19 protein-coding genes and 2 pseudogenes are annotated in these 24324 nt (G+C 68.9%); 9 read left to right on the top strand and 12 right to left on the bottom strand.

The genetic code is table 11. The annotated features are described in order from the left end of the window. The first annotated feature begins 62 nt into the window (after positions 1-62). Entirely contained in the window at positions 63-644 is a 582-nt protein-coding gene (locus ACZ41I_RS08405; RefSeq protein WP_468513558.1) for a Type-2Aa cytolytic delta-endotoxin, read from the top strand. A gap of 534 nt (positions 645-1178) precedes the next feature. Here the strand turns inward: ACZ41I_RS08405 and ACZ41I_RS08400 are convergent. Continuing rightward, positions 1179-1367: a hypothetical protein gene (locus ACZ41I_RS08400; protein ID WP_468513557.1), complete on the bottom strand. Its 189-nt coding sequence runs from the start codon at positions 1365-1367 to the stop codon at positions 1179-1181. A 370-nt stretch (positions 1368-1737) separates the two neighbouring features. Here ACZ41I_RS08400 and ACZ41I_RS08395 point away from each other — a divergent pair, with 370 nt between their 5' ends. Together ACZ41I_RS08395 and ACZ41I_RS08390 are read left to right on the top strand one after the other, a co-directional pair. After that, positions 1738-2136, top strand: coding sequence for a hypothetical protein (locus ACZ41I_RS08395; RefSeq protein WP_363220788.1), 399 nt, complete (start codon positions 1738-1740; stop codon positions 2134-2136). Between the two features lie 253 nt (positions 2137-2389). Further along, positions 2390-2896 (top strand): annotated as a pseudogene (locus ACZ41I_RS08390) (transposase); the annotation flags it as partial. Positions 2897-2917: 21 nt separating this feature from the next. Here the strand turns inward: ACZ41I_RS08390 and ACZ41I_RS08385 are convergent. Beyond that, on the bottom strand, positions 2918-3769 hold the full coding sequence (locus ACZ41I_RS08385; protein WP_468513556.1) for a patatin-like phospholipase family protein: 852 nt from the start codon (positions 3767-3769) through the stop codon (positions 2918-2920). 73 nt (positions 3770-3842) lie between these two features. On the opposite strand from ACZ41I_RS08385, the gene ACZ41I_RS08380 reads away from it, so the two are divergent. Together ACZ41I_RS08380 and ACZ41I_RS08375 are read left to right on the top strand one after the other, a co-directional pair. Then, the gene (locus tag ACZ41I_RS08380; RefSeq protein WP_468513555.1) at positions 3843-4412 is read left to right on the top strand and encodes a TetR/AcrR family transcriptional regulator; all 570 of its coding nucleotides are present in this window, start codon (positions 3843-3845) and stop codon (positions 4410-4412) included. 182 nt (positions 4413-4594) lie between these two features. After that, positions 4595-6841, top strand: a complete 2247-nt coding sequence (locus tag ACZ41I_RS08375) for a pentapeptide repeat-containing protein (protein ID WP_468513554.1) — start codon at positions 4595-4597, stop codon at positions 6839-6841. A gap of 710 nt (positions 6842-7551) precedes the next feature. On the opposite strand, the gene ACZ41I_RS08370 is transcribed toward ACZ41I_RS08375, so the two are convergent. From ACZ41I_RS08370 to ACZ41I_RS08360, 3 genes are all read right to left on the bottom strand, one after another. After that, on the bottom strand, positions 7552-10008 hold the full coding sequence (locus ACZ41I_RS08370) for an ABC transporter permease (protein ID WP_468513553.1): 2457 nt from the start codon (positions 10006-10008) through the stop codon (positions 7552-7554). Next, positions 10002-10751: an ABC transporter ATP-binding protein gene (locus tag ACZ41I_RS08365; RefSeq protein WP_399776029.1), complete on the bottom strand. Its 750-nt coding sequence runs from the start codon at positions 10749-10751 to the stop codon at positions 10002-10004. Before ACZ41I_RS08365 ends, ACZ41I_RS08370 begins: the two co-directional genes overlap by 7 nt. Positions 10752-11183: 432 nt before the next feature. Beyond that, a complete protein-coding gene (locus ACZ41I_RS08360; protein ID WP_468513552.1) occupies positions 11184-11588 on the bottom strand; it encodes a type II toxin-antitoxin system PemK/MazF family toxin in 405 nt (134 codons plus the stop codon). A gap of 165 nt (positions 11589-11753) precedes the next feature. Between ACZ41I_RS08360 and ACZ41I_RS08355 the strand changes: the two genes are divergently transcribed. Next, positions 11754-12359 carry an IS701 family transposase gene (locus ACZ41I_RS08355; RefSeq protein WP_468513863.1) on the top strand — a complete coding sequence of 202 codons (606 nt, stop codon included), beginning with the start codon at positions 11754-11756 and terminating at the stop codon, positions 12357-12359. Here the strand turns inward: ACZ41I_RS08355 and ACZ41I_RS08350 are convergent. Then, complete coding sequence (locus ACZ41I_RS08350) at positions 12274-14394, bottom strand: PKD domain-containing protein (RefSeq protein ID WP_468513551.1); 2121 nt, start codon at positions 14392-14394, stop codon at positions 12274-12276. The two genes, ACZ41I_RS08355 and ACZ41I_RS08350, sit on opposite strands and share 86 nt — an antisense overlap. Positions 14395-14818: 424 nt before the next feature. Between ACZ41I_RS08350 and ACZ41I_RS08345 the strand changes: the two are divergent. Beyond that, positions 14819-15618 (top strand): annotated as a pseudogene (locus ACZ41I_RS08345) (IS701 family transposase); the annotation flags it as partial. A 269-nt stretch (positions 15619-15887) separates the two neighbouring features. Here ACZ41I_RS08345 and ACZ41I_RS08340 read toward each other — a convergent pair. From ACZ41I_RS08340 to ACZ41I_RS08325, 4 genes are all read right to left on the bottom strand, one after another. Further along, a complete protein-coding gene (locus ACZ41I_RS08340) occupies positions 15888-16373 on the bottom strand; it encodes a VOC family protein (RefSeq protein WP_468513550.1) in 486 nt (161 codons plus the stop codon). Positions 16374-16584: 211 nt separating this feature from the next. Beyond that, on the bottom strand, positions 16585-17469 hold the full coding sequence (locus ACZ41I_RS08335) for a pentapeptide repeat-containing protein (RefSeq protein ID WP_468513549.1): 885 nt from the start codon (positions 17467-17469) through the stop codon (positions 16585-16587). A 741-nt stretch (positions 17470-18210) separates the two neighbouring features. Beyond that, entirely contained in the window at positions 18211-18906 is a 696-nt protein-coding gene (locus ACZ41I_RS08330) for a glycerophosphodiester phosphodiesterase (protein WP_468513548.1), read from the bottom strand. A gap of 274 nt (positions 18907-19180) precedes the next feature. Next, positions 19181-20380, bottom strand: a complete 1200-nt coding sequence (locus tag ACZ41I_RS08325) for an SMI1/KNR4 family protein (RefSeq protein ID WP_468513547.1) — start codon at positions 20378-20380, stop codon at positions 19181-19183. 108 nt (positions 20381-20488) lie between these two features. On the opposite strand from ACZ41I_RS08325, the gene ACZ41I_RS08320 reads away from it, so the two are divergent. Together ACZ41I_RS08320 and ACZ41I_RS08315 are read left to right on the top strand one after the other, a co-directional pair. Next, positions 20489-21316, top strand: coding sequence for a HEAT repeat domain-containing protein (locus tag ACZ41I_RS08320; RefSeq protein ID WP_468513546.1), 828 nt, complete (start codon positions 20489-20491; stop codon positions 21314-21316). Positions 21317-21353: 37 nt separating this feature from the next. Next, positions 21354-21899 carry a GNAT family N-acetyltransferase gene (locus tag ACZ41I_RS08315; RefSeq protein ID WP_468513545.1) on the top strand — a complete coding sequence of 182 codons (546 nt, stop codon included), beginning with the start codon at positions 21354-21356 and terminating at the stop codon, positions 21897-21899. Positions 21900-22074: 175 nt separating this feature from the next. Here ACZ41I_RS08315 and ACZ41I_RS08310 read toward each other — a convergent pair whose 3' ends face one another. Both ACZ41I_RS08310 and ACZ41I_RS08305 read right to left on the bottom strand, forming a co-directional pair. Beyond that, positions 22075-22359: a hypothetical protein gene (locus ACZ41I_RS08310; RefSeq protein ID WP_468513544.1), complete on the bottom strand. Its 285-nt coding sequence runs from the start codon at positions 22357-22359 to the stop codon at positions 22075-22077. A 1486-nt stretch (positions 22360-23845) separates the two neighbouring features. After that, positions 23846-24172 (bottom strand): hypothetical protein, encoded by a 327-nt coding sequence (locus ACZ41I_RS08305; RefSeq protein WP_363220338.1) that lies wholly within the window; start codon positions 24170-24172, stop codon positions 23846-23848. Positions 24173-24324: the final 152 nt, after the last annotated feature.

Genomic DNA, 24324 nt, shown 5'->3' with positions numbered 1-24324 from the left:
GCCGTGGCGCGGTGCTGGGGCATACTGGCGGCTCACCGGTGCAACAAAATGTTTAAGGAGGGATGTTGGCAGCCTGTTTCAGGACGGTCACCAAGGTGGGAGAGGCGCATCTTGCCCAAGCGCAAGCCTTGGGACGTGCCTTCCAGGAAGCGATCGCGCCCGCCACCGTCAACTACGACTTCGGTCACATTCGCGATGCCGCTGCAGGGCTTCCCAACAGTGACATCGTCAAGATGGTCCGTGGGTGGGGCCTTCAAGAGGAGGCGCCCATCCTGGTGATGGCGCTCTCCCTCAAGGAGGCGGTGCGCCAGGCGCTCCCGCCCGAGGCGGCTCAGGCGTCGTTCTGGGAGACCATCGAGCGTGAACTCATGGATGCTTTCACCGGTCTCGCGGCGCAGGAGGGCGAACCGGGACTGGCTTACTACGAGGAGGGGCCGGACCACACGAGCTACTACCGCGATTTGTTCTTCGCCCTCCAGGATGAGGAAGCCGGCGCATACCTGTACGCCGTTGCTTTCTGCGCCGACGTCACCGTCGGCTTCGGCAAGTCACGAGTGGGGAACCTGAGCCTCACCGACACCGCACCGTTCGCGGTCCGGCTCAACGCGATCGTCGTGCGGCAGAAGCTCGCGAACGTGGCCTGACCCTCCGGACACTTCTCGCCGCTTCCTTTCGGGCCGTCCCATGTATGTCCTGCGGCCGGTCCCCCGCAGGTCTCCACGACCAATCACGGCCCGCCGTCCCGGGCCGCGACCTCGCACATCGCTGTGCGGCGGTGACAGCCGCCTGGCAGGGTAGTCCGCGCGGCGACCATTCGAGGGCCGGACCCTCCTGAGCGTACCGAGCAGCCCTCCCCCCGGGGGCCCCGAGCCGCATGGGACTTGGGCCACAGCCGCGGGATCAGGTACGAGCCGCCGAGGCGAAGGCGGCGATGCGCACCGTGCCACGCTCGCCGCGCCAAGCAAGGTCGCCTGCCGGAGTGATGTCCGGGCAGGCGAGCCGGACCTGAAGAAGCCGTCGGCTGCTGAGGGAGCTGAAGGGTTGGAGAGGAGCCACCTCTACCCTGCCTGTGAACCGGCCACCCACTTGGCTTCGCCAACAACATCGCCGTGACCCGATGGCCACTGACCCGCCGCTGGCGCTGCAAGGACAATCATCACGCCGATCTCACCGAGCTGTCACCGCTCCTGCGCCGCACACACGTGCAGCTCCAAGTACTCGCCGACCACGACAGCCTGGCCACCCGCCAGCGAATGCCAGACGTGCGGACCCTGAAATGCGAAGCCGAAATACGAACCCGACTGCAGCGACGCCGCCTGCGCACCGGAAGCGACCGCCGCCATCACCGAGATGGTGACCAGCCTCAACGAGCTCCTCGACACCGCGCCTGCGGCCACCACGGGCGCTGGCACTGCCGGGCTCGCTCAAGCACGAACGCAGGGGCGCGCCGTCCCAGACGCACTCGCCGTAACGCGCCACACCCAGGCGATAAGTCAACCGGCCAATTGAACGGTGACTGTCTCTCCGGCAGCCGATCAGGCTCTGTCAAACAGGCCATCCCGGTGTGTGCACCGTGAGGCAGCACGGTGGTCATACGACAACAGTTACGAGGTAGTGACAATCGGGGGCCAACTTCTTAGCGCGGCGACTGCTCTTCTTCGGTGAAAACGCGGCAATTAGGCGGCACGCAACCCTAGTTGGTGCAAAGGGAACCAAGGAATCCAAGGAGACCCGAGCATGAAGCGTGGTATGAAGCGGCTCGCGGCAGTCGGTGCGCTGGGCCTGGCCTCAGCAGCACTGGCGGTATCCCCGGCGTTCGCAAAGAGCGACATCTCGATTCAGGCCACCCCTCACACCGCGCATGCTGGCCAGGTGGTGAAGGTACACGGCCAGGGTGACGACGACGCCGAGCGGTACACCATGCTCGTCATACAGGAGCGGTCCGGAAAACCCGGCCACTGGGGCCACTGGTACGCCATCGCGCGGAGCTTCGACTTCGATGTGCGCGCCAAGGTCAAGGTCACGCACACGGGCGAGTTGCAGTTCCGTTCAGTGCTGTACTCGACCGATAAGCACCACCAGCACGCGAAGACGGACCGTATCTCCACGCCAGTGACCGTCCACGTCGTCCGCTAGCTGACGCAAGAGCACCGCACGCTGATCGGCGCTTTCCCCTGAACGACACGCCGTTCCGGGGAAGGCAGCCCAAGCAGGCACGGTCCTGCTTGAAGGCAGCTCCAGGTCGCCTTCGGATGTTGTCGGCACCGCAGTGGGTCCGGTGTCGAAATACGACCCGAACCAGGTAGCTGACCAGGGTTTCTCCGGACGCTGTGGCCTTCGTCTGATCATGTCCTCCGTCCCTGGTGCATACATGATGACGACGAAGGCCATGACGGTGAGTCTGCTGTTTGAAGCTGTTCCAGTGGGGGTGTTCGCGGAAACCTCATGCTTCCGGGACGACTCATTCGACTGCCGGGCCGCGCTCCGGGACGAACTGTTCGAGCCTGCGGACGCGTTGCTGTGCGCCGACAGGCCGGTGCCCCGGCTGCGGCAGACTCCGCCACCCGACGTGCCGACCAGCCCGGACCGCCTGTTCTGTCACGTCTATGGCCGCAGCAGGCGGTCGTCAGACCAGTTCGTACCCGGCTGGCCGTACTCGTTCGTGGCCGCACTCGAGTCGGGCCGGACCTCGTGGTGCCAGCACCTGGACACCGTCCAGACGGATGCGCACGGGCCGGGTGATGCACGAGCCCGTCCCGCTACCGTGGATCTCCCCGTCACAGGGCGGGCGGCGACGACGCAGATCACCGACAGGTACGGCACCGCCCACGCGATGGCCTGGGACCGCATCCACCCCGGCTTTGCCACCCGTTCCGCGTGGGTCGCGCACCCCGGAGCGAAGAGCGTTCGGAATCCTTCAGCCGCGGGTCGAGGCAGGCCGCCAGTGCGCACGTAGTGCCTCAGCTGCCGCGCCGGCCTGGGCCCCGCCCGCCCGGTAGGCCGCCTTCCACGCTTCAGGGTCGCTCTGCTCGGCGTCCAGGAGGCGCACCGCGGCCGGATCGGGGGCCAGGATGTGGGCACCGTCGGCCGTGGGGTGTGGGTGGCGGTGGGCGAGTGGGTCGACCACCACCATCGTGCGGGCATCGCGCGCCAGATCGGTGTTGGTGCCGGCTCGCAAGGCGCCGTCCAGGTAGCGGCGGCCGTCGACGGCGACAGGCGGCTCGATCCCAGGGAAAGCGCTGGACGCGGCGACCGCGCGAACCAGTGGGACGCCCGCGGCGGCGTCCCACACGATCGGCTCGCCGCTCTCGGCGTCAACGGCCGGGATCAGCAGACGGCGTCGCGGCCAACTGTCGGCGGCGATCAGTGCGGCCCGCTGGGCGATCAGCTGGCTCTCCGCCTCCGCGTCGACCGTCTCCAGGGCGATGCGGCCCACCCGGCGACGGGCATCGGCAGGGTCCAGGCCCGGGTCGCCGAGGACGGCGAACACCGCGCCCGTCACTGCCGGGTCGGGGCGGTACGGCGCGGACGAAGCGTTGGCGGAGCGCCGGACGGGGACGGTGGCGAGGCGGGCGGGGTCCTGCCCGGTGGCGATGACTGCGCCGACGATCGCCCCGGCTGAGGTGCCCACGATGAGGTCGGCCTCACCCAGGTCGACCCCGAAGCTGCGTAGGCCCGCCGTCAGTCCGGCTGTCCATGCGGCGCCAAGGCGCCCGCCGGGCCCCAGGACCAGTGCCCGGTCGAGGTCGTGCATGCCGTCGGTTTCCATGGCTCTCCGTCCGTTATTGAAACGCCCGTGTCATATACTCGCACAGCGCTATCGCACGAGAGGACGGTGCACTGTGGGACGGCCTTCCGATTCCGGCCGGCGTGACCGCGTTCTGGCGCAGGCCACCGACTACGTCCTCGCGGAGGGGCTGGCCGGATTGAGTCTTCGTCCGCTGGCCGTGGCGCTGGGTACCAGCCCGCGGATGCTGCTTTACGACTTCGGGAGCAAGCAGGAGTTGGTGGCCGCAGTTCTCGCCGAGGCGCGCCGGCGCGGTGCTGAGCGCCTGGCGCACGGCCTGCCGCCGAGCGGCGCCGACGTCTCGGAGCGGCTGCGCGGGATCTGGACGTGGCTGAGTGCGCCCGAACGCGCCCCGTTCGTTCGACTGTTCTTCGAAGTCCACGCCGACCTGCTGGCCCATCCCGAGCGCTACCCGGACCAGGCGGCGGCCGTCACCGACTGGTTCGGCCCACTGCGCACCGTCTTCGCCGACATCGCCACCGGGACCGACGACACCGCCACCCCCACCCTGGTCATGGCCGTCATGCGAGGCCTGCTGTTCGACCTCACCACCACGGGCGAACGCGAGCGCACCGATCTCGCCCTGGAGCAGTTCGCCGCCCTCCTGCAGGCGCCCACACCCTGACGTCTCGGCGCGCCCCTCCGAAGGGCCGCTCCCGCGCTGAAGTGCCCCTCGGGTCTCCGGCAAGCCGCCTGCAGCGTTGGTGGCGGGTGGACCAGGGTCGGCGCGCGGTTGCCGTAAATGCTGGACGCAGGAGTAGAGTTACGGTCCTTGCAATCGCCCCTGCCGCTTGATCTCTTTTTCTGGTGACGACGACCTCCCCGCACCTGGAACCACCCCCCTGGCCGCACTGCGCCGTCGGAGCAAGCCCGGACGATCCCGTGGGCTGTCGTGGCCACCTCGTAGATTCGTACGACACCTGTCTGGCCCACCTGCCGGAGGTTTTGCGAGCGACGTACCTGGCCGGCCTGGCCCCCGAAACCGAGGTCATTCTCTCCGGCACCACCTTCACCGGTGATCTGCTGCAACGGCTGCTCCGTGCCCTCCGGGACCCGAACAGCGAGCAACTGCTGGTCCGCCAGGCTCGTTTCGAAGCCGCCACGTTCACTGATACAGCTGACTTCGGCGGAGTGGCCTTCGGGGACGTCTGGTTCGACGGGGCGGTGTTCTCAGGCGATGCTGTTTTCCGCGGGGCGTCGTTCGCCGGGAGCGCCGGGTTCCGCGGGGCGTCGTTCCTCGGGAGCGCCGGGTTCAGCAGAGCGGTGTTCTCCCGCGCTGCGGACTTCAGCGGGGCGGTGTTCTCCCTTGACGCCCGCTTCGACAACGCGTCCTTCGCCGACGCTGCGTTCGTCGGGGCGGCCTTCTCCGGTGACGCCTGGTTCGGTGCGGCGACGTTCTCCCATGACGCCCATTTCGACCATGCCACGTTCACCGAAGCCAACTTCCGCGGTGCGGAGTTTGCAGGAGGCGCGGGGTTCAGCAGGGTGGCGTTCTCCGGCGGGGCTGTCTTCGACAGGGCGGTGTTCTCTGGCGGGGCGAGCTTGCGCGGGGCAGTGTTCGCCGGTGATGCCGGGTTCGGCGGAGCTCATTTCGTCGGCGACGCCCGTTTCGGCGAGGCGACGTTCTCCCGCAGCGCCGACTTCCGCAGCGTGACGTTCTCCGGCGACGCCTGGTTCACCAGGGTGACCTTCTCCGGCAGCGCACGGTTCAGCTCGGCGACACTCGCCGGAAGCGCCCGCTTCGACGTTACGACCTTCTCCGGTGAGGCCGCCTTCCAGAGGACGGCGTTCTCCGGCGGCGCCAGCTTCGTCGGGGCAGAGTTCTCGAAGAGCGCCGAGTTCAGTGAGGCGGTGTTCTCCGGTGACGCGGCATTCCGCAGGGCGGCCTTCTCTGACGGTGCCGCCTTCGGCGCGGCGACCTTCTCCACCGGCGCTTTCTTCAGCGATGCGACGTTCGAGAACGTATCCCAACTGGGCCCGCTTGCCTGCCAGGGGAAGCTGGATCTCTCAGGCGCACGCTTCGGCGGCCCCGTGACCATCGAGGCGGCAACGGCCTTCTTCTCATGTATGAGGACTCGCTGGGACTCCACGGCAACGCTGCGTCTGCGCTACGCGACAGTAGATCTCACGGACGCCGTCATTGAGTACCCGCTGAGCGTGGCCACCTGCCCCTCCGCCTTCACGCACGACCGGCGGCCGGTCGACGAGTTCGGTCTGGCCGGCCTGGACCCGAGTGCCCGGATCACCTCGTTGAGCGGTGTGGACGCGGCGCATTTGGCGCTGACCGACGTCGACTTGTCGGCCTGCCGGCTCACCGGCACCTTCCACCTCGACCAGCTCCGCCTCGAAGGCCGCTGCGCCTTCGCGGCCACCCCCACCGGCCTGCACCGGCACGGCGCCCTTCCGGCCCGCTGGACCCAGCGTCGAGCCCTCGCTGAGGAACACCACTGGCGCGCCGCCACCGGCTCGACCGGCTGGACACCCGCGCCTTCCGGGACGTCCCTCCAACAGCCGGCCTCCCTCGCTCCCGTATACCGCCAGCTGCGGAAGTCTTTCGAGGATGCCAAGAACGAACCGGACGCAGCAGACTTCTACTACGGCGAGATGGAGATGCGCCGCCACGACCGCGACCGGCCTTCCTCCGAGCGCGCGCTGCTCACACTGTACTGGGCCGTGTCCGGCTACGGTTTACGCGCTTCCAGGGCCCTTGCCTGGCTCGTGGGTGCCATGGCCGCTACCACCCTGATCATGATGCTGTGGGGCATCCCCAAGGACCACCCACGATCCGTGACAACCGGGCACCTGACCGGGCAGAACGTCTCACTGACCACGGACGACCCAGCCCCCGTGAACCCTTCCGGCCCACTGCGCTCCCGACTGACCTCCCAGCGCTGGGAAAGGTCCCTGCGGATCGTCGTGAACTCGGTGTTCTTCCGCTCCTCCGGCCAGAACCTCACCGCCGCCGGCACCTACACCGAGATGGCATCCCGCCTGACCGAGCCCGCGCTGCTGGGCCTCGCCGTGCTTGCCGTTCGCGGGCGAGTCAGGCGGTAGCCGAGAGCCGGTGGAGGCTCAAGACGACGTCGGGGAAGGCGAGGCGGCCGGCGACTGCGGCCTCCGGGTGAACCGGTCGTCTGCCCATTACTTCCCGCACTCCTGCCTGAAGCCTGGCCGCATCTGCCGCAGCCGGGCCGAGGCACTCAACCGTGCCGGCCTCGCCTTGGACAGCCGCCGGGGCGCTTGCGCAGCCGCTGTTCCTTCCGCCACTGCCTGGGCAGACACACCGACGAGCAGAACATGGCTCAGGCCGAGCGTCCGGCCTCAACCGTTCGCCACGCGCCGGCAGTTCCATTCCCCCGGTCCGTCCGGCATCCTCGGACACCAGGCCAGCCTGGGACGCAAGGCTACGGGCCGGGGTGCCGCCACCGCCCGCGTTGCCCTGGGCGACGTCGACGACGATCTCCATCACGACGTCAGGCAGGGATGGACCGAGGGCGCCGGCGACCGCGCCGATCACTGCCTCGGTCGTGAAACAGCGAAGACCACTATTCCGGGGAGGCCTCGGAAAGGGACTGGCTGAGCACCTGGGCGTGAAGGGCGCCTCGTGCGTGAAGCGGTACACCGAGCGGCAGATGACGCAGTACGAGGACGCCTGGGAGTACCGGGACGCCGGCTCTGGCCGCGCTCGGCAGGGACGCCGAGCAGCCGCCGGCTGACGAGAGGCGGGAACGACCCAGCGGCCCGCGCGTGGTCCCGGCCGTGTTCTATTCACGGATGCCTGCGGCTTCGATCGCGCGTCGGCGGGTTGCCCGCCAAGTCGCTCCCGACGCGGTGACCACGGTGACGAGGGCGCAGAGCGAGATGGTTCCCAGGAGCTGTGCCCACGGGATCACCGTCGGCGCGCCGGCGACGAGTTTGCTCAGCGAGACCTGCTGGGTCGCCGCGGCAAGGCCGGTCGCCACGGCGGCGAGCACGGTGCCGACGACCACCGCCACGGCAGCCTCGGCGGCGGCGACCTTCACGATCTGGCTGCGCACCGTGCCGGCCAGCCCGAGCAGGGCGAACTCCCGCCGCCGCCCGGCCGTCGCCATGATCAGCGTGTTGGCGACCGCGATCAGCGCGTAGGCGAGTGCGATCCCCAGGATGACCACCGCGGCGTTGTTCGTCTGCTTGGCGGCGTGCGCGCGCTGGGCCTCCAGGTAGGCGCCGTAGGTCATCACGTGCGCGCCGGAGCCGGACAGCGCCTCGTTCACCGCGGCCGTCTGCTGCTCGTCGAGCGGCCGGCCCGCGCCCGCCTTCGAGTCGAGATAGACCTGACTCGGCATCAACGCGCCGGTCAGTGACGCGGACACATAGGTGTCGTCGCCCTGCAGACCGCGCGCGACCACCGCCACGATGACGGTTCGGACCTTCTCGCCGGTGGGCAGTAGCGCGACCACGTGGTCCCCGGCCGACAGGCCGTCGGACCGGGCCGCGTGCTCGTCGATGACGAGGAAGTTGTCCGGCGGCGAGGCGAGCGACCCGGAGAGCACGGGCGGCTTGATGGTGGTGCCCAGTGCCGCCGCGGGCACCGCGTTGGTGGTGAGCGAGTCGATCTGCTCGCCCTGGGCGGTGCCGATCCGGACGTTCATCGAGGCGACCGGGGTGACCCGGACCCCGGGCACGGCCGTCAGCCGCTGCAGCGTGCGGGCGTCGATCCCGGAACCGCCGGGCACGACGACGTCCGCCGCCTTTATCTCCTGCTGTTGGCGGGCGAGGACCGCGGCGTCACCGGACTTCTGCATCGTCAGCAGAGCGCCGACCAGCCCGACGGCCACCACGATCGGCGCCACCGTGGCGGCCGTACGCCTTCGGGAGGCGAGGATGTTCTCGCGCACCAGCAGCGGGCCGGCCTTGGCCGAGCCGCGCAGCGGGCCGGTCAGCAGCCGGGTGACCGGTCGCAGCAGGATCGGCGCCAGCAAGGTGACCGTGCCGACGTAGAGGACCGGCACCGCCTCGTACTTGCGGGCACTGGCCGCCAGATACGGCTCGGTCCGGGAGATCACGATCCCCGCGACGACTGCGCCGATCAGCATCCCGGTCCCGAGCAGCCAGCGGACCGGCGTCATTCCGCGACGCTCCACCACGCTCTCGCGCAGCACCTCGATCGGCCGGATCAGCGAGACCCGGACGAGGGCGGCGGCCGAGCCGACCAGCGCCGCGACCACGCCCATGAGGAAGGAGATCAGCAGCGGCAGCGGGTTGACGGGGATGGTGAACCAAGACGGGGCAACGTCGTGGTCGAGCATCCAGGAGCGCAGCGGCACGGTGCACAGCGGGGCGAGGACGCAGCCGGCGGCCGCCGCCGCCAGGCCGATCAGCATCGCCTCGCCGAGCACCATGCGCCGCACCTGCCGCGGCGCGGCACCCACCAGCCGCATCAGCGCCAGCTCACGGCGGCGCTGCTCGGTGGCGAAGGCGAAGGTCGCGATGACGACGAACACCGCTACGCACACCGCCAGCCCGGCCGTACTGCCTGCCATCGCCTGGGCGTTGGCCAGCGCCTGGGCGCCGCCGGTGGAATCGGGGTCGACCCGGGTCAGGTCGTGGCCGCTGAGGACCACGGCCCGGCCGCCCACGAGGGCGGACACCTGCTTCACGTCCTGGTCGGTGACCAGTGCGTTGACGCCGGGCGACAGGCGCTGCGCCTCGGCACCACTGAAGAAGACCGCGTTCTCGAACCAGAGCGCGTCGGTGACGCCCACCACCCGGTAGCGGCCGGCACCGTCGGAGGTGACGGCCTCGGCTTCACGCCCGATGAGCGACTTGCCGCCGCCGGCGACGACGATCTCGTCCGGGGCCTGCGGCGCACGCCCGGCCACCAGGTGGTAGCCCGCGAAGCCGGCCGAGCTCCAGGGGTGGCCGGTCGTCTCCCCGAGGCCGGGGCTCAGCCGTACCGGGAAGCTGCGGTCGGCCGTGGCTCGTCCGGCCTCGGTCACCTTGGTCACCACGTCGGCGGGCAGCACTGCGGGGGCCTTCATCGGGCGCCCCTGGAAGCCCCGTGGCGCGATGACGGTCGAGGCCTCCTTGAACCGTTGCGGCCCCGGATGCGGAGTGCCGAAGGTGGCCGCCAGGGTCAGCGTCATCATGCCGATCATCGTCGTGCCGAGGGCGAGGGCGAGGAAGGCGCCCACGAAGCCCATCAGACGGTGCCGGAGGGTGGCTGCGGCGATGCTCAGCACGGCTTCGTCTCGCTCTCGCCGGGCTCCAGCGCGGCCATCCGCAGGGCCACGGACTCGGCCGTCGGCTCGAACAGCTCACCGGTCACCTGGCCGTCGGCGAGGAAGACCACCCGCTGGGAGTACGAGGCGGCCACCGGGTCGTGCGTGACCATGATGACCGTCTGCCCGTGCTGCTCGACGACTCCGCGCAGCAGCGCCAGGACCTCACGCGCGGTACGCGAGTCCAGCGCACCGGTAGGCTCGTCCGCGAAGATCACCTTGGGCCTGGTCACCAGCGCCCGCGCGATAGCGACACGCTGCTGCTGGCCACCGGACAGTTCGGTCGGCCGGTGCTCGGCCCGCTCGGCGAGGCCGACCTCAGCCAGCACCTTGTCGATCGCCGTCGGATCGATGGAGCGCCCGGCCAACCGGAGTGGCAGTTCTACGTTCTGTCGGGCCGTCAGTGCCGGGATCAGGTTGAAGGACTGGAAGATGAAGCCCATGTGCTCGCGGCGCAACTCGGTGAGCGCCCGCTCGGAGAGCCGGTGCAACGGAGCGCCGTCCAGCAGGATCTCGCCCGCGTCGACCCGGTCCAAGCCCGCCGCGCACTGCAGCAGCGTCGACTTGCCCGAGCCCGAGGGACCCATGATGGCGGTGAAGGTGCCCGCCGCGAAGCCGATGTCCACACCGTCGAGCGCCCGCACCCGGTTGTCGCCGCGACCGTACGTCTTGTGCACGGCGGTCAGGCCGGCAATGTGGCCCAGCCTCTCCGCACCGACGAAGGCCGGACTCGGAGCCTGTGCCAGTAGAGCCTTGTTCCGGAACACTCGCTCGCCTTTCCATCGGGTCACCGGTCGGGGGCATCGGCACCCGCCACACCGACGTTAGGGCCGTTCGAGGCATCCACGCCTCCGGACTGTCCCTGATCTCGCCCCTGAGGAACCCCTGACCCGAGTAGGCGGCGGCCCTGCGGCGCAGACACCCGCAGCTCGCCACCGGTGGCCGGGTGCTGTTCGTTCTCATGAACATCGAACGCGGCCCGGTTCGGGTGCCCTTCGAAGGGATGAACAACTGCTGTCGAATCGCGTGAAGAGAACCAGTCTCGGTGGTGAGGGGCGCCGAGGCAGCAGGTGGCCAGCGTCGATCATCTCGCCCGAGATCGCCCACGCCGTCGCGGGCGTCGGCTCCTTGTCCGTCTACCCGAGTTCACCGAGACGGAGGGCATCCCTTATCTCGCTGAGCGTCGCGGTCGTGGCCGGGGTCCGCTCCTGCGCTTGTTCAGCGAGTCGGAGGGCGTCGTCAATCTCGCTGAGCTTCACGGAGGACAGGACGGCCGCCCGCTCTATCAGGTCGTCCCGGGACACAGTGGTCAGCCACGTGCACGGGGTGAAGCCTGGACGCGGGAACGCGAGCCGCAGCACGCCTTCGAACGGCAGTCCTTCACCGGCGCCGACCGTCACTTCGATGCCCAGACCGCTGATGTCGACGCCCGCCGGAGCGACGACCTGCATCACCCGGATCCCGGACGTGCCGTCTCCCGACAGCAGTACGACCAACCTCCGCTCGTCGAACTGGACCCACCAGACTTCGCCACGTTGCACAAGTCCTCCAGACACATGACGGCAGACAGACGCTGCGCGACCTGACGCGCTGTGGCGACGGGTGCGGCCACCGTTGATCATCGGTGTGTGAAGACTGAAGATCATGCGGTGGCCGCAGGCCACAGCGTAGACCCTGCCCGCTGGCAGGAGGCGTTCGAGGGCCTGATGGCCCAGATCGCGGGCCGGTTCGCACGGGTCGAACCCCGACGTCGGGTCGGGCGGTTGGTGCTCGGGCTGCTGTCGGACCTGCCGCGCAAAAACTGCTGGACCATCGCAGAGTGGGCCGGAGAGAGCACCCCGGACGGCATGCAGCACCTGCTCGGGCGGGCCAAGTGGGACGCCGACCAGGTCCGCGACGACGTGCGGGTCTACGTGGTGGAGCATCTGCGGGACGACCAGGCGGTTCTGGTGGTCGACGAGACCGGCGACGTGAAGAAGGGCACCGACACCGTCGGTGTCCAGCGCCAGTACACCGGCACCGCGGGCAGGATCGAGAACGCGCAGGTCGCCGTCTATCTCGTCTACGCCGGCCGCCGCGGACACGCCGCGGTAGACCGAAACTGTACGTTCCGCGTTCCTGGACCTCGGACCCCGACCGCCGCCGGGCCGCCGGACTCGGTGACAAGACCGACTGCTGCAAGGGTCCTGAATTGGGCGGAGCGGAGGTCGGACCGGGGTGGGGTGGTCACGTCCCGCGACATTGGTACGTGGGCCTGGATCCGTGAAATACGGCGTTGCCGAAGGCGAAGACTCCGCCGTCGCAGGCGTTGAGCCAGTAGCCGTGTCCATCGGGAGTGGCAGACATGGCGGTGATGTGGCCGTTGAGGCGCTTGTCTGCGAGCGAGCCATGGAATCCGGCGGAGCCATAGGCGAACACTCCGCCGTCCTCCGCGGTGAGCCAGTAGCCCCTGCCGTCCGGTGCCGCGTCCATGTCTACGACGGGGGCGTTCAGGTGCTTGCCGCCCATCGAGCCGTAGAACGGTGCGTCACCGAAGGCGAAGACGCCTCCGTCGCGGGCCACGAGCCAGTATCCGTTACCACTCGGGGTGGGGGCGATGGCCTCGACGGGGGCGTTGAGTGGTTTGCCGCCCATCGAGCCGTGGAACCTGGCTGTTCCAAACGCGAACACGCCGCCGTCGCTCCCGACGAGCCAGTAGCCTTTGCCGTCCTTGGCCGGTGCCATGCCGACGATGTTGTCGATGTGTATTCCTAGGCCTGGGAGCGATCCGACAAACGGAGCGTCACCGAAGGCGAACACGCCACCGTCCCGCCCCACCAGCCAGTACCCACCGTTGGTCGGCGTGCGTGCCATTCCGAGAATGTTGGACACCCGTACGCCGAGTCCCGGCAGAGATCCGTGAAACGGCGCGTCTCCGTAGGAGAAGACGCCTCCATAGGTGTCCGCCTGCCAGTAGCCGCTTCCGGTGGACGTGGATACGACGTCACTGGCCGTTGGTAGCGTGGCAACGGTGAACGTCGCCGTTTTGGTTACGGTGGCACCGGAGGGATCCCGGACGGTCACGGACCACTGATACGCGGTCCCCGGATCCAAGCGGTGTGGGGGAACCGTCCATTGGCCGTTGACCCATCCCGACGAGACATCGACGGAGGGCCCGGTTACACGGTACGCGTATTGTAGGGCGTCTCCGTCATCGTCCCGCGCAATCGCAGCAAGAGTGGGGACGTTGGCCCCGGTGACGGAGCCTGACGTCGGCGAAACCGCTGCGATCACGGGGGCGCGGTTGCCCAGGGCCAGGGTCCTGGTCATGGAGGCGGTGGCACCTCGGTTGTCGGTGACCCTGAGAGTGACGGTCTTCGAGGTGCCGGTCCCGAGCGCGACGGTCGGAGTGGGCCCCGTGGCGATCTGCTGAGTGCCCGTCAGCCACTGCCAGGACGTGATCCTGCCGTCGGAATCCGTGGAGGAGCGGCCGTCGAAGGCGACGATGTTGCCCGCTCCCGCGCGGCGCGCGTAGCTGTAGGCGGCGGTGGGGGGTCGGTTGACCCCGCCAGCGGGCGGCGGTTGGGTCGTGACGGGCGTCGCGTTCTGGGGACCTGGAGCGATGTCTCCCGGCGCCTCGTAGACGTAGAGGTCCGCCGGCTTGTTCTCAGGTCGAACGAACAGAGTGCGGCACGCCGACGGCTGGTGCACCGCGACCGTCGGGAAGGTGTCGCCGCTGACCGTCGCCTGACCGGTGTCCTTGTTCACCGAGACCTGTACGTCGATCCCCGGCGCGAACCACGACGTTCCGAAGGCCGACTCCTTGATGTGGGTGCGGAACCGGTATACGTCTCCGGAAATCCAGTCGGCGTAGAACCAGTTGTTGGCGCCTCCCCATTGCCGGTAGGTGGGCCGCGCATCCCAACTCTTGTGTGCTGTGTAGGTCCCAGAGGAAATGGGCAGTGGGGTCCTGAGTTTACTCACGGACTTATTGACGATGAAATATCCTGTCCCGGCCGCGAAATCGAGCACCGCAAACGCGCGTGTCTTTTCGGGTGGGAAGTTCAGGCTCACGTCCCGGCCGTCACCCTGGAGAAACAGTCCTGGGAATTCCTCGTGTCCGTAGATAGCGGTGAGTGTCGGCCTAGCGGAAGGCGTCACGGAGGCGGGGAGCAGCATGTCGCCGCTACGGAAGTCGAACCCGGGATTGACCCAGATCTCCCGCGCCCGAATGAACGCTTCGATCGTGACCGTTCCCAAAGGCGGGTATTTGGCGATCGGGAACTCCATCGCCTTGGAACCCGGCATCCGCGCGCGTGCCGCGGCGAGCGCCTGTTGTGGCGGGAGCGCGCAGGTAGCGGCGCTCACTGCGGGACTCTGGACGACGCCGACGAGCGAGAGCAATAAGAGGGCGAGTACCGCAGCCGTCCATCTGCTCCCGCGGCCCGGCTTGTAGAGGGATCTCTCTGTGCATGATTTTTTAACGCCCACGTCCCCCGCCCACAGAAGAGCTCTCCATGATCGACCGTTATTATCGGGTAATTGCTTTCAGGGAGCAAGGGTTGGCGCAATAATGACACGATTGCTTGCTTTGATCGCGCTTTTTGATCAGAATCAATCACTTTCGAGCTGGTTAGTACTCCAGCTGTAGATGTGATCTCGCTGGTGGGGGCGGTCCGGGAACGGGTGCGGCCACCGTTGATCATCGTGAGTTGTGTGGACTTACGAAGAGACGGTGGCCGCAGGTCACAGCAGAGATTCCGGCCTTTGGCGGGAGGCGTTCGAGGTGGCCATGGGCCGTATCGCGGGCCGGTTTGCCCGGGTCGAACCCCGGTGGCGGGCCGGGGAGAAGACCCCGCACGGCATGCAGCATCTGCTGTGCCGAGCGTCCTGGGACGCCGACGCCGTGCGCGATCCCGCGGGAACGCGACGGTGGACCGGGAGTTGTACGTCCCGCGCTCCTGGACTACCAACCCCGAGCGATGCCAGGCGGCCGGGCTGGGAGAGGGCACCGTCTTCGCGACCAAGCCGGAGCTGGCCCGCGTGATGATCGAACGGTTCCTGGACGCCGGACACTGCATCGACTGGGTGACCGGCGACGAGGTGTACGGCGGCAACCCGAAGCTGAGGGCGGCTCTGGAGGAACGCGGCATGGGCTATGTGCTCGCCGTGGCCTGCTCGGCTGAAGTAGCCACCAAAGCAGGGAAGTTCCGCGCCGACGCGCTGGTGGCGAAGCTGCCCAAGCGGGCCTGGCAGAAGCTGTCGGCCGGACGCGGCGCGAAGGGCCACCGCTTCTACGACTGGGCCGTCATCGACCTCGCCGACCCGGCACCGGGCCACGGCCAGCTGCTGATCCGCCGCAACCGCACCACCGGTGAACTCGCCTACTACCACTGCCATTCCACCTTGCCGGTCCCGCTGAGCACCCTGGTCAAGACAGCCGGCTCCAGGTGGCGGGTGGAGGAAACCTTCCAGGCCGGGAAGGGCCTGGCCGGGCTCGATGAGTACCAGGTCCGCCGCTACCCCTCCTGGAGCCGCTGGGTCACCCTCGCCATGCTCGCCCACGCCTTCCTGGCCGTCGTCCGCGCCGACGAGCACGCCCACCACCCCGGGTCAGGTGAGCCGATCCCACTCACCTGCAACGAGATCCAGCGCCTGTTCATCACACTCGTCGTCCAGCCCGTCCACGACGCGGATCACCGGCTCAGCTGGTCCCACTGGCGACGTCGTCACCAGGCCCGATCGCGGGCCGGCCATTACCGGTGGCAAGCAGCCCAGGCATGACCGGGCGGTTCAGTCGGCGAGTTCCGTCAGGTGCGGCGCTCGGTAATTCGGTTCGGATCACCGCGCACGGGGTCCAGTCACCCGGCGGTGGCCAGGCGGCGCCGAAGCTCCTCCTGCGAGACGTCTTCCACGTGGGTCAGAAATACCCATATGTGACCTGAAGGGTCCTTGAGGATGACGGTGCGGTCACCGTGGAACATGTCCTTCGGCGGCTGGAGGATCTCAGCGCCGGCAGCTTCTGCGCGCTCCGCCAGGCTGTCGACGTCTGGCACGAAGACATGCAGCGTGACGGACGTACCTCCGCCGAGCGCGGTCGGTGCGGCGAAGGAGGCGGCCTCCGCCTCGTCCACGCTGGCGTCGCCCAGCATCAGGGCCGACCGTCCGATGGTGATCTCGGCGTGCAGAATCCCGCCGCCCGGAGCGTCGATCCTGAAGTCCTCACGGGCGCCGAACGCCCGCTGGTAGAAATCGATCGCCGCGGCGGCGTCGTCGACCATGATGTGCGGGATCACGGCATAGCGGTAGCGGTCGGGGATCTCAATGTGGTCCGTGCGCTCGGTCACGGCGAACCTCCTTGAAAAGGCACCGCTGGTCGGTTCCTGCGGCTCTGGAAGGAACCTAAAAGCTCAAGTTTGGTTGAGGTCAAGGTCGATGTGGCCCTGCAAGTCCACTGCGGGCCGCCGCCACCCCTCACCCCGGCCCTGGCCACGCCCACCCTCGCCGCAACCGCGGACACCCCACCCCGCCTCGTGCCCCAGGCATCCTGTACCGCAACTACTCACTCGCAGGCTCACCTCGGCGATACCCGAACTCAGCGTTGCCCCTAAACGTCGCAAACCCGAAGTCGGCGTCGCCCTCGAAGGTCACCGACCCGAAGTCGGCGTCGCCCTCGAAGGTCGCGCCCCTCAGGCAGGTGTTGGCCTTGAAGGTCGCCCGCCGGAACCAGGCGATGGCCTTGAAGGTCGCGCGCCTGAAGCTGGCATCGCCCTCGAAGGTCGCCGATCCGAACAAGGTGTGGCGCTCGAAGGCCGCCAACTCGAACACGGCGTCGCTCTCGAAGGTCACCCGCTTGAACACGGCGCTGTCCTCGAAGGTCGCCCACCCGAACTTTGCGAGGGCCTTGAAGGTTGCCCACCGGAATTCGGCGTAGCGCTTGAAGGTCGCCGACGCGAACTTGGCGTCGCCCTTGAAAATCGCCGACCCGAAGTCGACGTCGCCCTCAAAGGTCGCCAACCCGAAACTAGCGTCGCCCTCGAAGGTCGCCGACTGGAACCAGGCGTAGCCCTTGAAAATCGCCGACCCGAACTTGGCGTCACCCTCGAAGGTCACCGACTCGAACTTGGCGTCGTCCTCGAAGGTCGCCGACTCGAACTTGGCGTCACCGGCACGAGGGTGCCCGGTGGTGGGATCGCGGAGTGCGTTCAGGAGTCGGTTCAGCAAGTCCTGAGTGAAGGTGGTGCCGCGGTGGTCAATATTGGCGCCTGGGGCTAGGGCGTACAGGTAGGCGTACCGGTCGGTGCTGGCCAGGTGCGCCAGACAAGCGGTGTGTCCTCGGACGCGGATGCCGCGGCAGCCGATGATGTCGGCGGCAGGAGCCGCGCCCCTGCCGCAGTACGGCCAGGGCGGAGGTGTGGAGGAGGGAGGTGAGGGTGTGCTCATGGCGCTGCGGCTCCATGGTGTGCCTGTCACTCGTACTGGGCTTCGCAATACGCCGGGGAGCTTGCCCAGGATGGTCAGGTCAAGATCCTCAGCGTTCTCTGTACCGTCCGCGGTAAAGGCCAGGATGCCCGAAAGTCAGTGCGCAACCCTGATGGACTGGCCGTCCCAACGCACGCGATGCCATCTTTCTTTTCTGGTGGGGTTGCCCCATGCCTGGTCCCAGACGTGCGAAAGTGCGGTCCGCCACGGGATGGTGGTGGGGGGACCGCGCCGGGGCCGGTCGTCAGCTGTTGCTAAGCGGTAATCAGGACGCCCGCTCGCAAGGCGAGCGCAGTCGGCCGCGTACCGCAGCAGCGACTCACGCTCGGCCTGGTCCACCGCCAAACTTCAACGGTGCTTGGTGCACACCCCTCGTCGATGTACTAGCAGTGGCGCGGTCTGGCCACTCGATACGACAAGACCGCGACCGTCTACCTGGCCGGACTCCACATCGCCGCCATCTTCATCTGGTCGGCGAGGTGATCCGAACGGAACGGCCTAGCAGGTCCGACGGCGGGTGGGTCGCTCTTGACTGCGACGGGCTGCAGCAGGGCGGCCATGACGGCCGCGTTGGCCCGTACGCCGGAGGGGGCCTGGAGTTTGTGCGCTGGTCAGGTGCATAGGCCACCAGAGGTGGCAGCCGGATCCGGGGGTTGTCCCGCGGGGTGCCGAGCCCTGACCTCGGAGTCCCTGACCCTGAGGTCAAGCCGTGGCCTCGACCAGCCGCTTCATGCCGGGCTGGTCGGTCACGCAGCCCACCAGGCCGAGCGCCCGGGCCAGCGCCAGGTCGCGCTCGTCGTTGACAGTCCAGGCCATCACGTCGATGCCGGCGGCGCCGCACTTGTCCACGATGGCCTGGTTCAGCTGGCGCAGCTCGACGCTGACCAGGGTGGAACCGACCTTCTGGGCGCGGCCGACGAAGGTGTCGCGGTGCGCGCGGGGCCCTGCCACCAGCACAGTGCGGGCCTGCGGCAGCAGGTTGTGGATCTCGATCAGAGCCACGTCGTGGAACGACAGCACCGAGACCCGGTCCAGCAGGTCACGGTCGGCGAGCACCTTCGCCAGCGACCGGGCGGCGGCCACGTCCTTGATTTCCGCCTGGATCGGCAGCGTCGGCCCGACGGCGTCCAGCACCTCCTCGAACGTGGGAATCCGCTCGCCGAGGCCGGCGTCGAGCTTCTTGAGTTGTCGCAACTCCTGGTCGGCGATCGGACCGGAGCCGTCCGTCGTGCGGTCCAGGGTCTCGTCGTGCATGATGACCAGCTCGCCGTCCTTGCTCAGGTGCAGGTCCAGTTCGATGCCGTCCAGCCCCTCGCGTTCGGCCCGCAGGAAGGAGCGCAGGGTGTTCTCCGGCTCGGCGGCCATGACACCGCGGTGGCCGATGGTGAAGAAAGACACTCGATTGCCGTCCTAGGGTGTGCTGGTCCGGGGCAGCAGCACGAGCGCCGTACCCCGCTGGCCGGCGGGTGACCGTCCGTCGGAGCACCCAAGCGTAATGGGCCCGTCCGGCCGCGCGCTCGGCCCGTCCGGACCGCGCGGTCGTCGCTTGCCTCATCCAGCCGAACACGGCGGCATGGGCATCGCCTCGGCCGGTACGTCGTACGACGCCGGCACGAGCGCGACACCCCGGGCACCGGCCGGACGGGCAACCGGGTGATCGCAGGCCGAGGGCTTACCAGTAGGCGCGGTCGTCCCAGGACCGGAAGCCCGCGAACTCGACGGGGTCGTCGTCCTCGTCCAGGGCGGCGAACCCATGCGTGACCAGCGTGCCGCGCTGCCAGTCGAGGAGGGTGTCGATCAGGCCACCCTCCAGCGGCGCCCCCTGGTCCGCGTGGCGGGGCCAGACGATCAGCGGCCAGGTGTCGGGATCCCCGCCCTCGGTGAGCCAGCCGAGGTAGTCGCCGTCGATGGAGTTGGCGAAGGGGAGGAAGCCACCGGGCTCGGGCCAGATGGCCAGCGGGTACCACTCCGCGTGGCCGTCCTTGAGCTGCCGGTAGGCGTCCACGGTGTCCTCGACGTGCGTCAGGAAACGCCGCTCGCCGGTCCGGAGCGGGGTGTGGAAGCGCAGCCACCCGCTCCAGATGCCGGCGCCGTACTCGTCCATCAGCCGCACGTACTCCCCGGGCAGTCGTGTGCCCAGCTCGGCGAACAGCCCTTCCCAGGAGCCGCCGCCGAGGTACGGCCGCTCGGGTGGCGGCGACAGCAGCCGCAGCGCGTCCAGACCGGTGCCGGTCTCCAGCGCTATCCGGCGCTCGGCCTCGGTGAGCCGGGGCGGGACCGGCGCGGGCGGGGTCCACGCCTCGGCGTCGGGCAGGAAGGCGGTCCGCGCGACGGTGCCCGGCAGCGGGCCCAGCAGCGGGCCAGGAGGACAAGGGAGCTCCCAGGTGTCGCGGACGGTGTGCCGCAGATAGCCGGTGAGCGTCAGGTCGTACGGGTGCCGTCGGAGCAGGCCACTGCCCGGCACCACCCCCGAGTGCCGCACCACCACGGTCCACTCGTCGGGGTCGTCGGAGGCCGAGGTGTCCCAGAACAGTACGTCGCTGCCCCGTGTGCAGCCCCAGGCCAACAGGCCGCCGGGCTCGGGGTGGAGCACGGGTCGCTCGGCCTCGGGCAGCTTCCGCGCCTCGATCCGCGCCTCCCGGTGCGTCGCGCGCAGCCACTCGCCGTAGTCGAAGTGGTCCCGCTGGACGCACGGCACGTGGATCCACACGTACTCGCCGAAGTCCAGCGGCCCGTACCGGTCGGCGAGCCGCTTGTAGTCGGCCGGCAGCCGCAGTCCGAGCCAGTCCTCGACGGCCGCCCAGTCGATGGGGACGGGGGAGGGCGGGCGCTCCGCGGAGGGGGTCGTGAACGTCCTTATGTCGGATGTCAATTGACGTCCTTCCAGCATGCGCCATGTACTCGGCATATTCTTCCGTCTCCGCGGTCCGGGCGGAAATCGGGCGGTGGTGGGTGTGCCGCACGAGTCGGACTGGTGCGTATGGAGGACGAGATCACCCGCAGGGTGGCCGAGCTGGACGCGAAGTCGACGGAGGTGGCCGAGGAAGCGCAGCACACGCTGATCGCCCTGGGCCCGCAGGCGCTGGAGCTGCTGCTCGCGGCGGCCCCGACGCTGAACCCGTTCGGGCAGCTGTGCGCCATCGAGGTGTTCACCGCGCTGGCCGACCCGCGCCCCGCCGACACCCTGATCGGCATGCTGAGCATTGAGAGCGCGACCGTCCGGCAGTGGGCCGCCGAGGCCCTGGCCGAACTGGGCGTCCGGCGTGCCGTGCCACGCCTGGGGCAGGTGTACCACGCGTTCCTGGGACGCGAGGAGGCGCCCGACGACAGCGAGGGTGAGGGGCTGCGCTGGGCGCTCACCGAACTGGGTGGCCGCGAGACCGTCCTGCCGCCGCGGTCTGCCGCGCTGCGCAGCTCGGGCGGCGCACTGAACGGTCTCTGGCCGGTGGAACACCTGCCAGAGGTGATCCGGGACCTTGCCGATCACGGGCAGGCGGCGCTCTGCTTCCAGTTCTGGGAGCTCACTCCCAACGGCGGACGCCGCGGCGTCGGCGGGCCGGGCATCCACTGGCACGTCGACCGCGACCGCCCCTGGCCCGAGACCGTCACCTCCTGCCGCAACCGGGCGCTGCTGGCGGCGGAGGCCGTGGACATGACGCCGGACCGGGTGGCGACGATCTCCCGGATCGACGTGACGGATCTCCGCGTCGACAGTCCCCAAAGGGCCCGTGTGGTCGAGCATTCCACTTGGCGTATGGAGCGCGCTCGGGCTGCAGGAGTCCTTGGGTATGGTTCGCGCAGCACGTAGCCTGCGAGGAAATCGAGAGCATTCCCGGAGCGGTCTCATGGAGATCACATGGCGTCGGATCGAGGAGCAGGACTTCCCGCTGCTGCGCATGTGGCTCCAGCAACCCCATGTGAAGCGTTGGTGGAATCACGAGACCACGGCGGAAGCGGTGGCCCGCGACTTCGGTCCCGCTGCCCGAGGCGAGGAGCCTTCGGAGGACCTCCTCGCCTTCCTCGAAGGTCGACCGGTCGGTCTCGTACAGCGTTCACACCTGCGCGACTATCCCGAGTACCTGGCCGAGCTGGCGGCCATCGTCCCTGTACCTGACGGTACGGTGACCATCGACTACCTGATCGGCGATCCCCGGCGGACCGGTCAGGGCATCGGGACGGCGATGATCCACTCCGTCATCGTGCGAACCTGGACCGAACACCCGGCCGCCCCGTGCGTTCTCGTCCCGGTGGTGGCGGCCAATCGCCCTTCGTGGCGGGCACTCGAGCGAGCAGGCCTGAGCCGGGTCGGGGTCGGAAACCTGGAGCCGGACAACCCGGTCGATGACCGGATCCACTACCTCTACCGTGTCGACCGGCCGGGGCCAAATTAAGCGCACATCCGCCAGTGGAACGCGCAGTCACAACAGCTGTGAAGGGGCGCTCCGGCTGGCATGTCTCGCGAAGTACGGTGCCCCGTTCGGCCAGTAGAGGGGCGGCGTTCCTCGTCACCACGGGCGTTGCGGTGATCCGCCCCGTGAACGGTTGGATGCGAGGCAGGAGAGGTGGTCAGCCCACGCCCAACCAGGTCACGACAGCCAGAACGAGTGGGACAGGGCACGCCACCGCAGTCAGCAACAGCCGACGTCCGGCCGGCGTCATGCGACGCACCCCGGGCACAAAGGCGAGCGCGGCGAGCAGTGTGGCACCGCCGGCCACGCCCGCCGCGTACTCCGCGAGAAAGCCACCGACAGCCGCCCCTTCCGCCGCACCCCACAGTGCGACCATGCCTACCAGGAAAGTCAGCCATGCCATCGACAGGACCGTGGCAGCGCCGAGCAGAACCGTCAGCAATGTGGCCCCTGGACGGGCTGTAGCCGACGGGGTCGACTTCCACGGGCCGTAGAGCCTCGCACAGGTCTGAGGATTCATGAGCCGATGATCGTCGGCAGCCCGCGTGCACTTCATGAGGCGCTCTACTCAACCAAGCACGTGGACGTACTCACCCTCGGCTGCTCCAGGCGGCCAACACCCCCATGCCCGAGGAGTTCCGTCGACGAGGGCTGCGACGGCGCGGATGGGAATGGCAGCACGAACTGGGCTGCGTCTCCTTCCGCACCGGACACGGACACGTGCTGTGCAGCGAGTACGGCAGCCCGTTCGGAGAGCCGGACACGCGGTGGTTCCTCGTCTTCGGCGAGATCTGCCCCGTCGACCCCCGCGACGAGGACATAAGGAACGAAAAGTGGCTCAACGGCTGTGTCGAGGGCCGGCAGCAACTGCCCGGCTGGACATGCCACAGGGCGTCCACCGACCAGGACTCCGGGGCCCTGCTTGCGCAGGCGGCGCGGGCGGTCACCGAGCACCTGGGCACGGTCCGGGAAGGGGCCCTGGTGTCGGTGGCGGTGGCCGTCGGCCCGCCGCTGATCCACCGCATCTGGCGCACCGCCACGCACGCCCTGGTCCTCGGGCCGGCGGAGACCCCGGCCCCTACGGTTACCTCACCCATCTGCGGCTGTTCTGCATCCCGCTCGGCTGCGGCCCCGACCTGCCACCCGCCGACGACGAGGACGCCCTGGACCGATGGATCGTGGCGTGCACCGGGTGCCCGCGCCTGGGCCGGGCTGGGACCTGGGCGTCGTCGGTCGAGCCGGGTCCATTCAGCAGTTCGAGCGGCTTTTGGGAGCACGACCGTGTCACTGGGCTGACCGCGGCGGGTCAGTGGGGCCCGGAGGAGGCTGCACGAGGCGCTCGCAAAGCCGCTGGGGATCGCGGAGCAGACCGACTCCCGCCGCTACAGCGCGAGCTCGTGGCCAAGGCCCCGCAGGCCGCGCCGATCATCGGGATCGGCATCAGCAACAAGACCGTCTCTTGGGCGTGGCCCAAGGTGTCAGCCACGCGGAATCATGACCGGCCGTCGGATCACGTACGCGGGCTGCGGCTCAAGCCCCTCCCGGCTGCGCTTCACCACTGCCGTGCCGTCGTCACCGGTATCGACGCCGGCGCCGGGGTGCCGGCCGCTGGCCAGGTGGCGGCTCCGCTTCCTTCCTGGCGGTGTTGCCGGCGTTGGACGTGAGGCGCAAATCACGCGACGCTCGCCGGGCATCCTGCGGAACGAGTGGTTCAGGCGATGTGAGGCCGGCTCACGTTCCGGCCACCACCTCGGGCGCTTCCTGCGCATCGCTGCTGCGGGAAGCGCCCATAGCGGCCTGAGTGTTCTACCCACCGGGTCGGTGACGCTGGTCTCGGATCAGTGCGCTCACCTACGTGTGTCCGAGTGCGCCGACACCCATGAAGGCACCGACGCGGATGGGCCGCGCAGCCCTACTGGAGTCGTCGCCTACCCGATGAGCACGATCCCGCTGCCCTGGCGGTAACGCCATCCGGAGCCCAGGGTGTTGCAGTGGATGGTGGACCATCCGTCGTTGCTGGCATCGTTCCCCCTGAGCACCTTGCTCCGGCCGTCGGTGTGGTCGCAGTACGCCTTCACGTGATACAGCCGCTGGGTGGCGCAGTGCGCCCCAAAGTAGTTCACGTCTGAACCGGGCTTGCAGTAGGACGGCATGCTGCTGATCGAGCCGCTTTCCGCCTGGGCGGCTGTGGCGACAGGGCCGACGGCAAGTGCAGCGCCGACGACAGCGATCGACAGGGCGTAGCGAATACGCATGGATCTCCTTCGCTTCCTGGTGGTGGTGGTTTCAGTTCCGGGGGCGGCTGCGCATCGGCCTCCCCGAGTAGTTCCGGTGTGCCGGATGTCGAGCCTGCTCTCCGTGAACCGGACCCGTGCCCCTCCGGCAGTCCCTCGCTGGGCGTGGCCTT

This window comes from Streptomyces sp. NPDC030799, from assembly GCF_055572255.1.
The sequence above is the reverse complement of the archived record's forward strand: the minus strand, read 5'-3'. Positions and strand labels throughout refer to the sequence as shown.

Bases quoted from the DNA above. Each gene is read 5' to 3' on its own strand.
- ACZ41I_RS08405 (WP_468513558.1), top strand. From the start codon at position 63: ATGTTGGCAGCCTGTTTCAGGACGGTCACCAAGGTGGGAGAGGCGCAT.
- ACZ41I_RS08395 (WP_363220788.1), top strand. From the start codon at position 1,738: ATGAAGCGTGGTATGAAGCGGCTCGCGGCAGTCGGTGCGCTGGGCCTG.
- ACZ41I_RS08385 (WP_468513556.1), bottom strand. From the start codon at position 3,769: ATGGAAACCGACGGCATGCACGACCTCGACCGGGCACTGGTCCTGGGG.
- ACZ41I_RS08355 (WP_468513863.1), top strand. From the start codon at position 11,754: ATGGCCCAGATCGCGGGCCGGTTCGCACGGGTCGAACCCCGACGTCGG.
- ACZ41I_RS08335 (WP_468513549.1), bottom strand. From the start codon at position 17,469: ATGAGCACACCCTCACCTCCCTCCTCCACACCTCCGCCCTGGCCGTAC.
- ACZ41I_RS08320 (WP_468513546.1), top strand. From the start codon at position 20,489: ATGGAGGACGAGATCACCCGCAGGGTGGCCGAGCTGGACGCGAAGTCG.
- ACZ41I_RS08315 (WP_468513545.1), top strand. From the start codon at position 21,354: ATGGAGATCACATGGCGTCGGATCGAGGAGCAGGACTTCCCGCTGCTG.
- ACZ41I_RS08305 (WP_363220338.1), bottom strand. From the start codon at position 24,172: ATGCGTATTCGCTACGCCCTGTCGATCGCTGTCGTCGGCGCTGCACTT.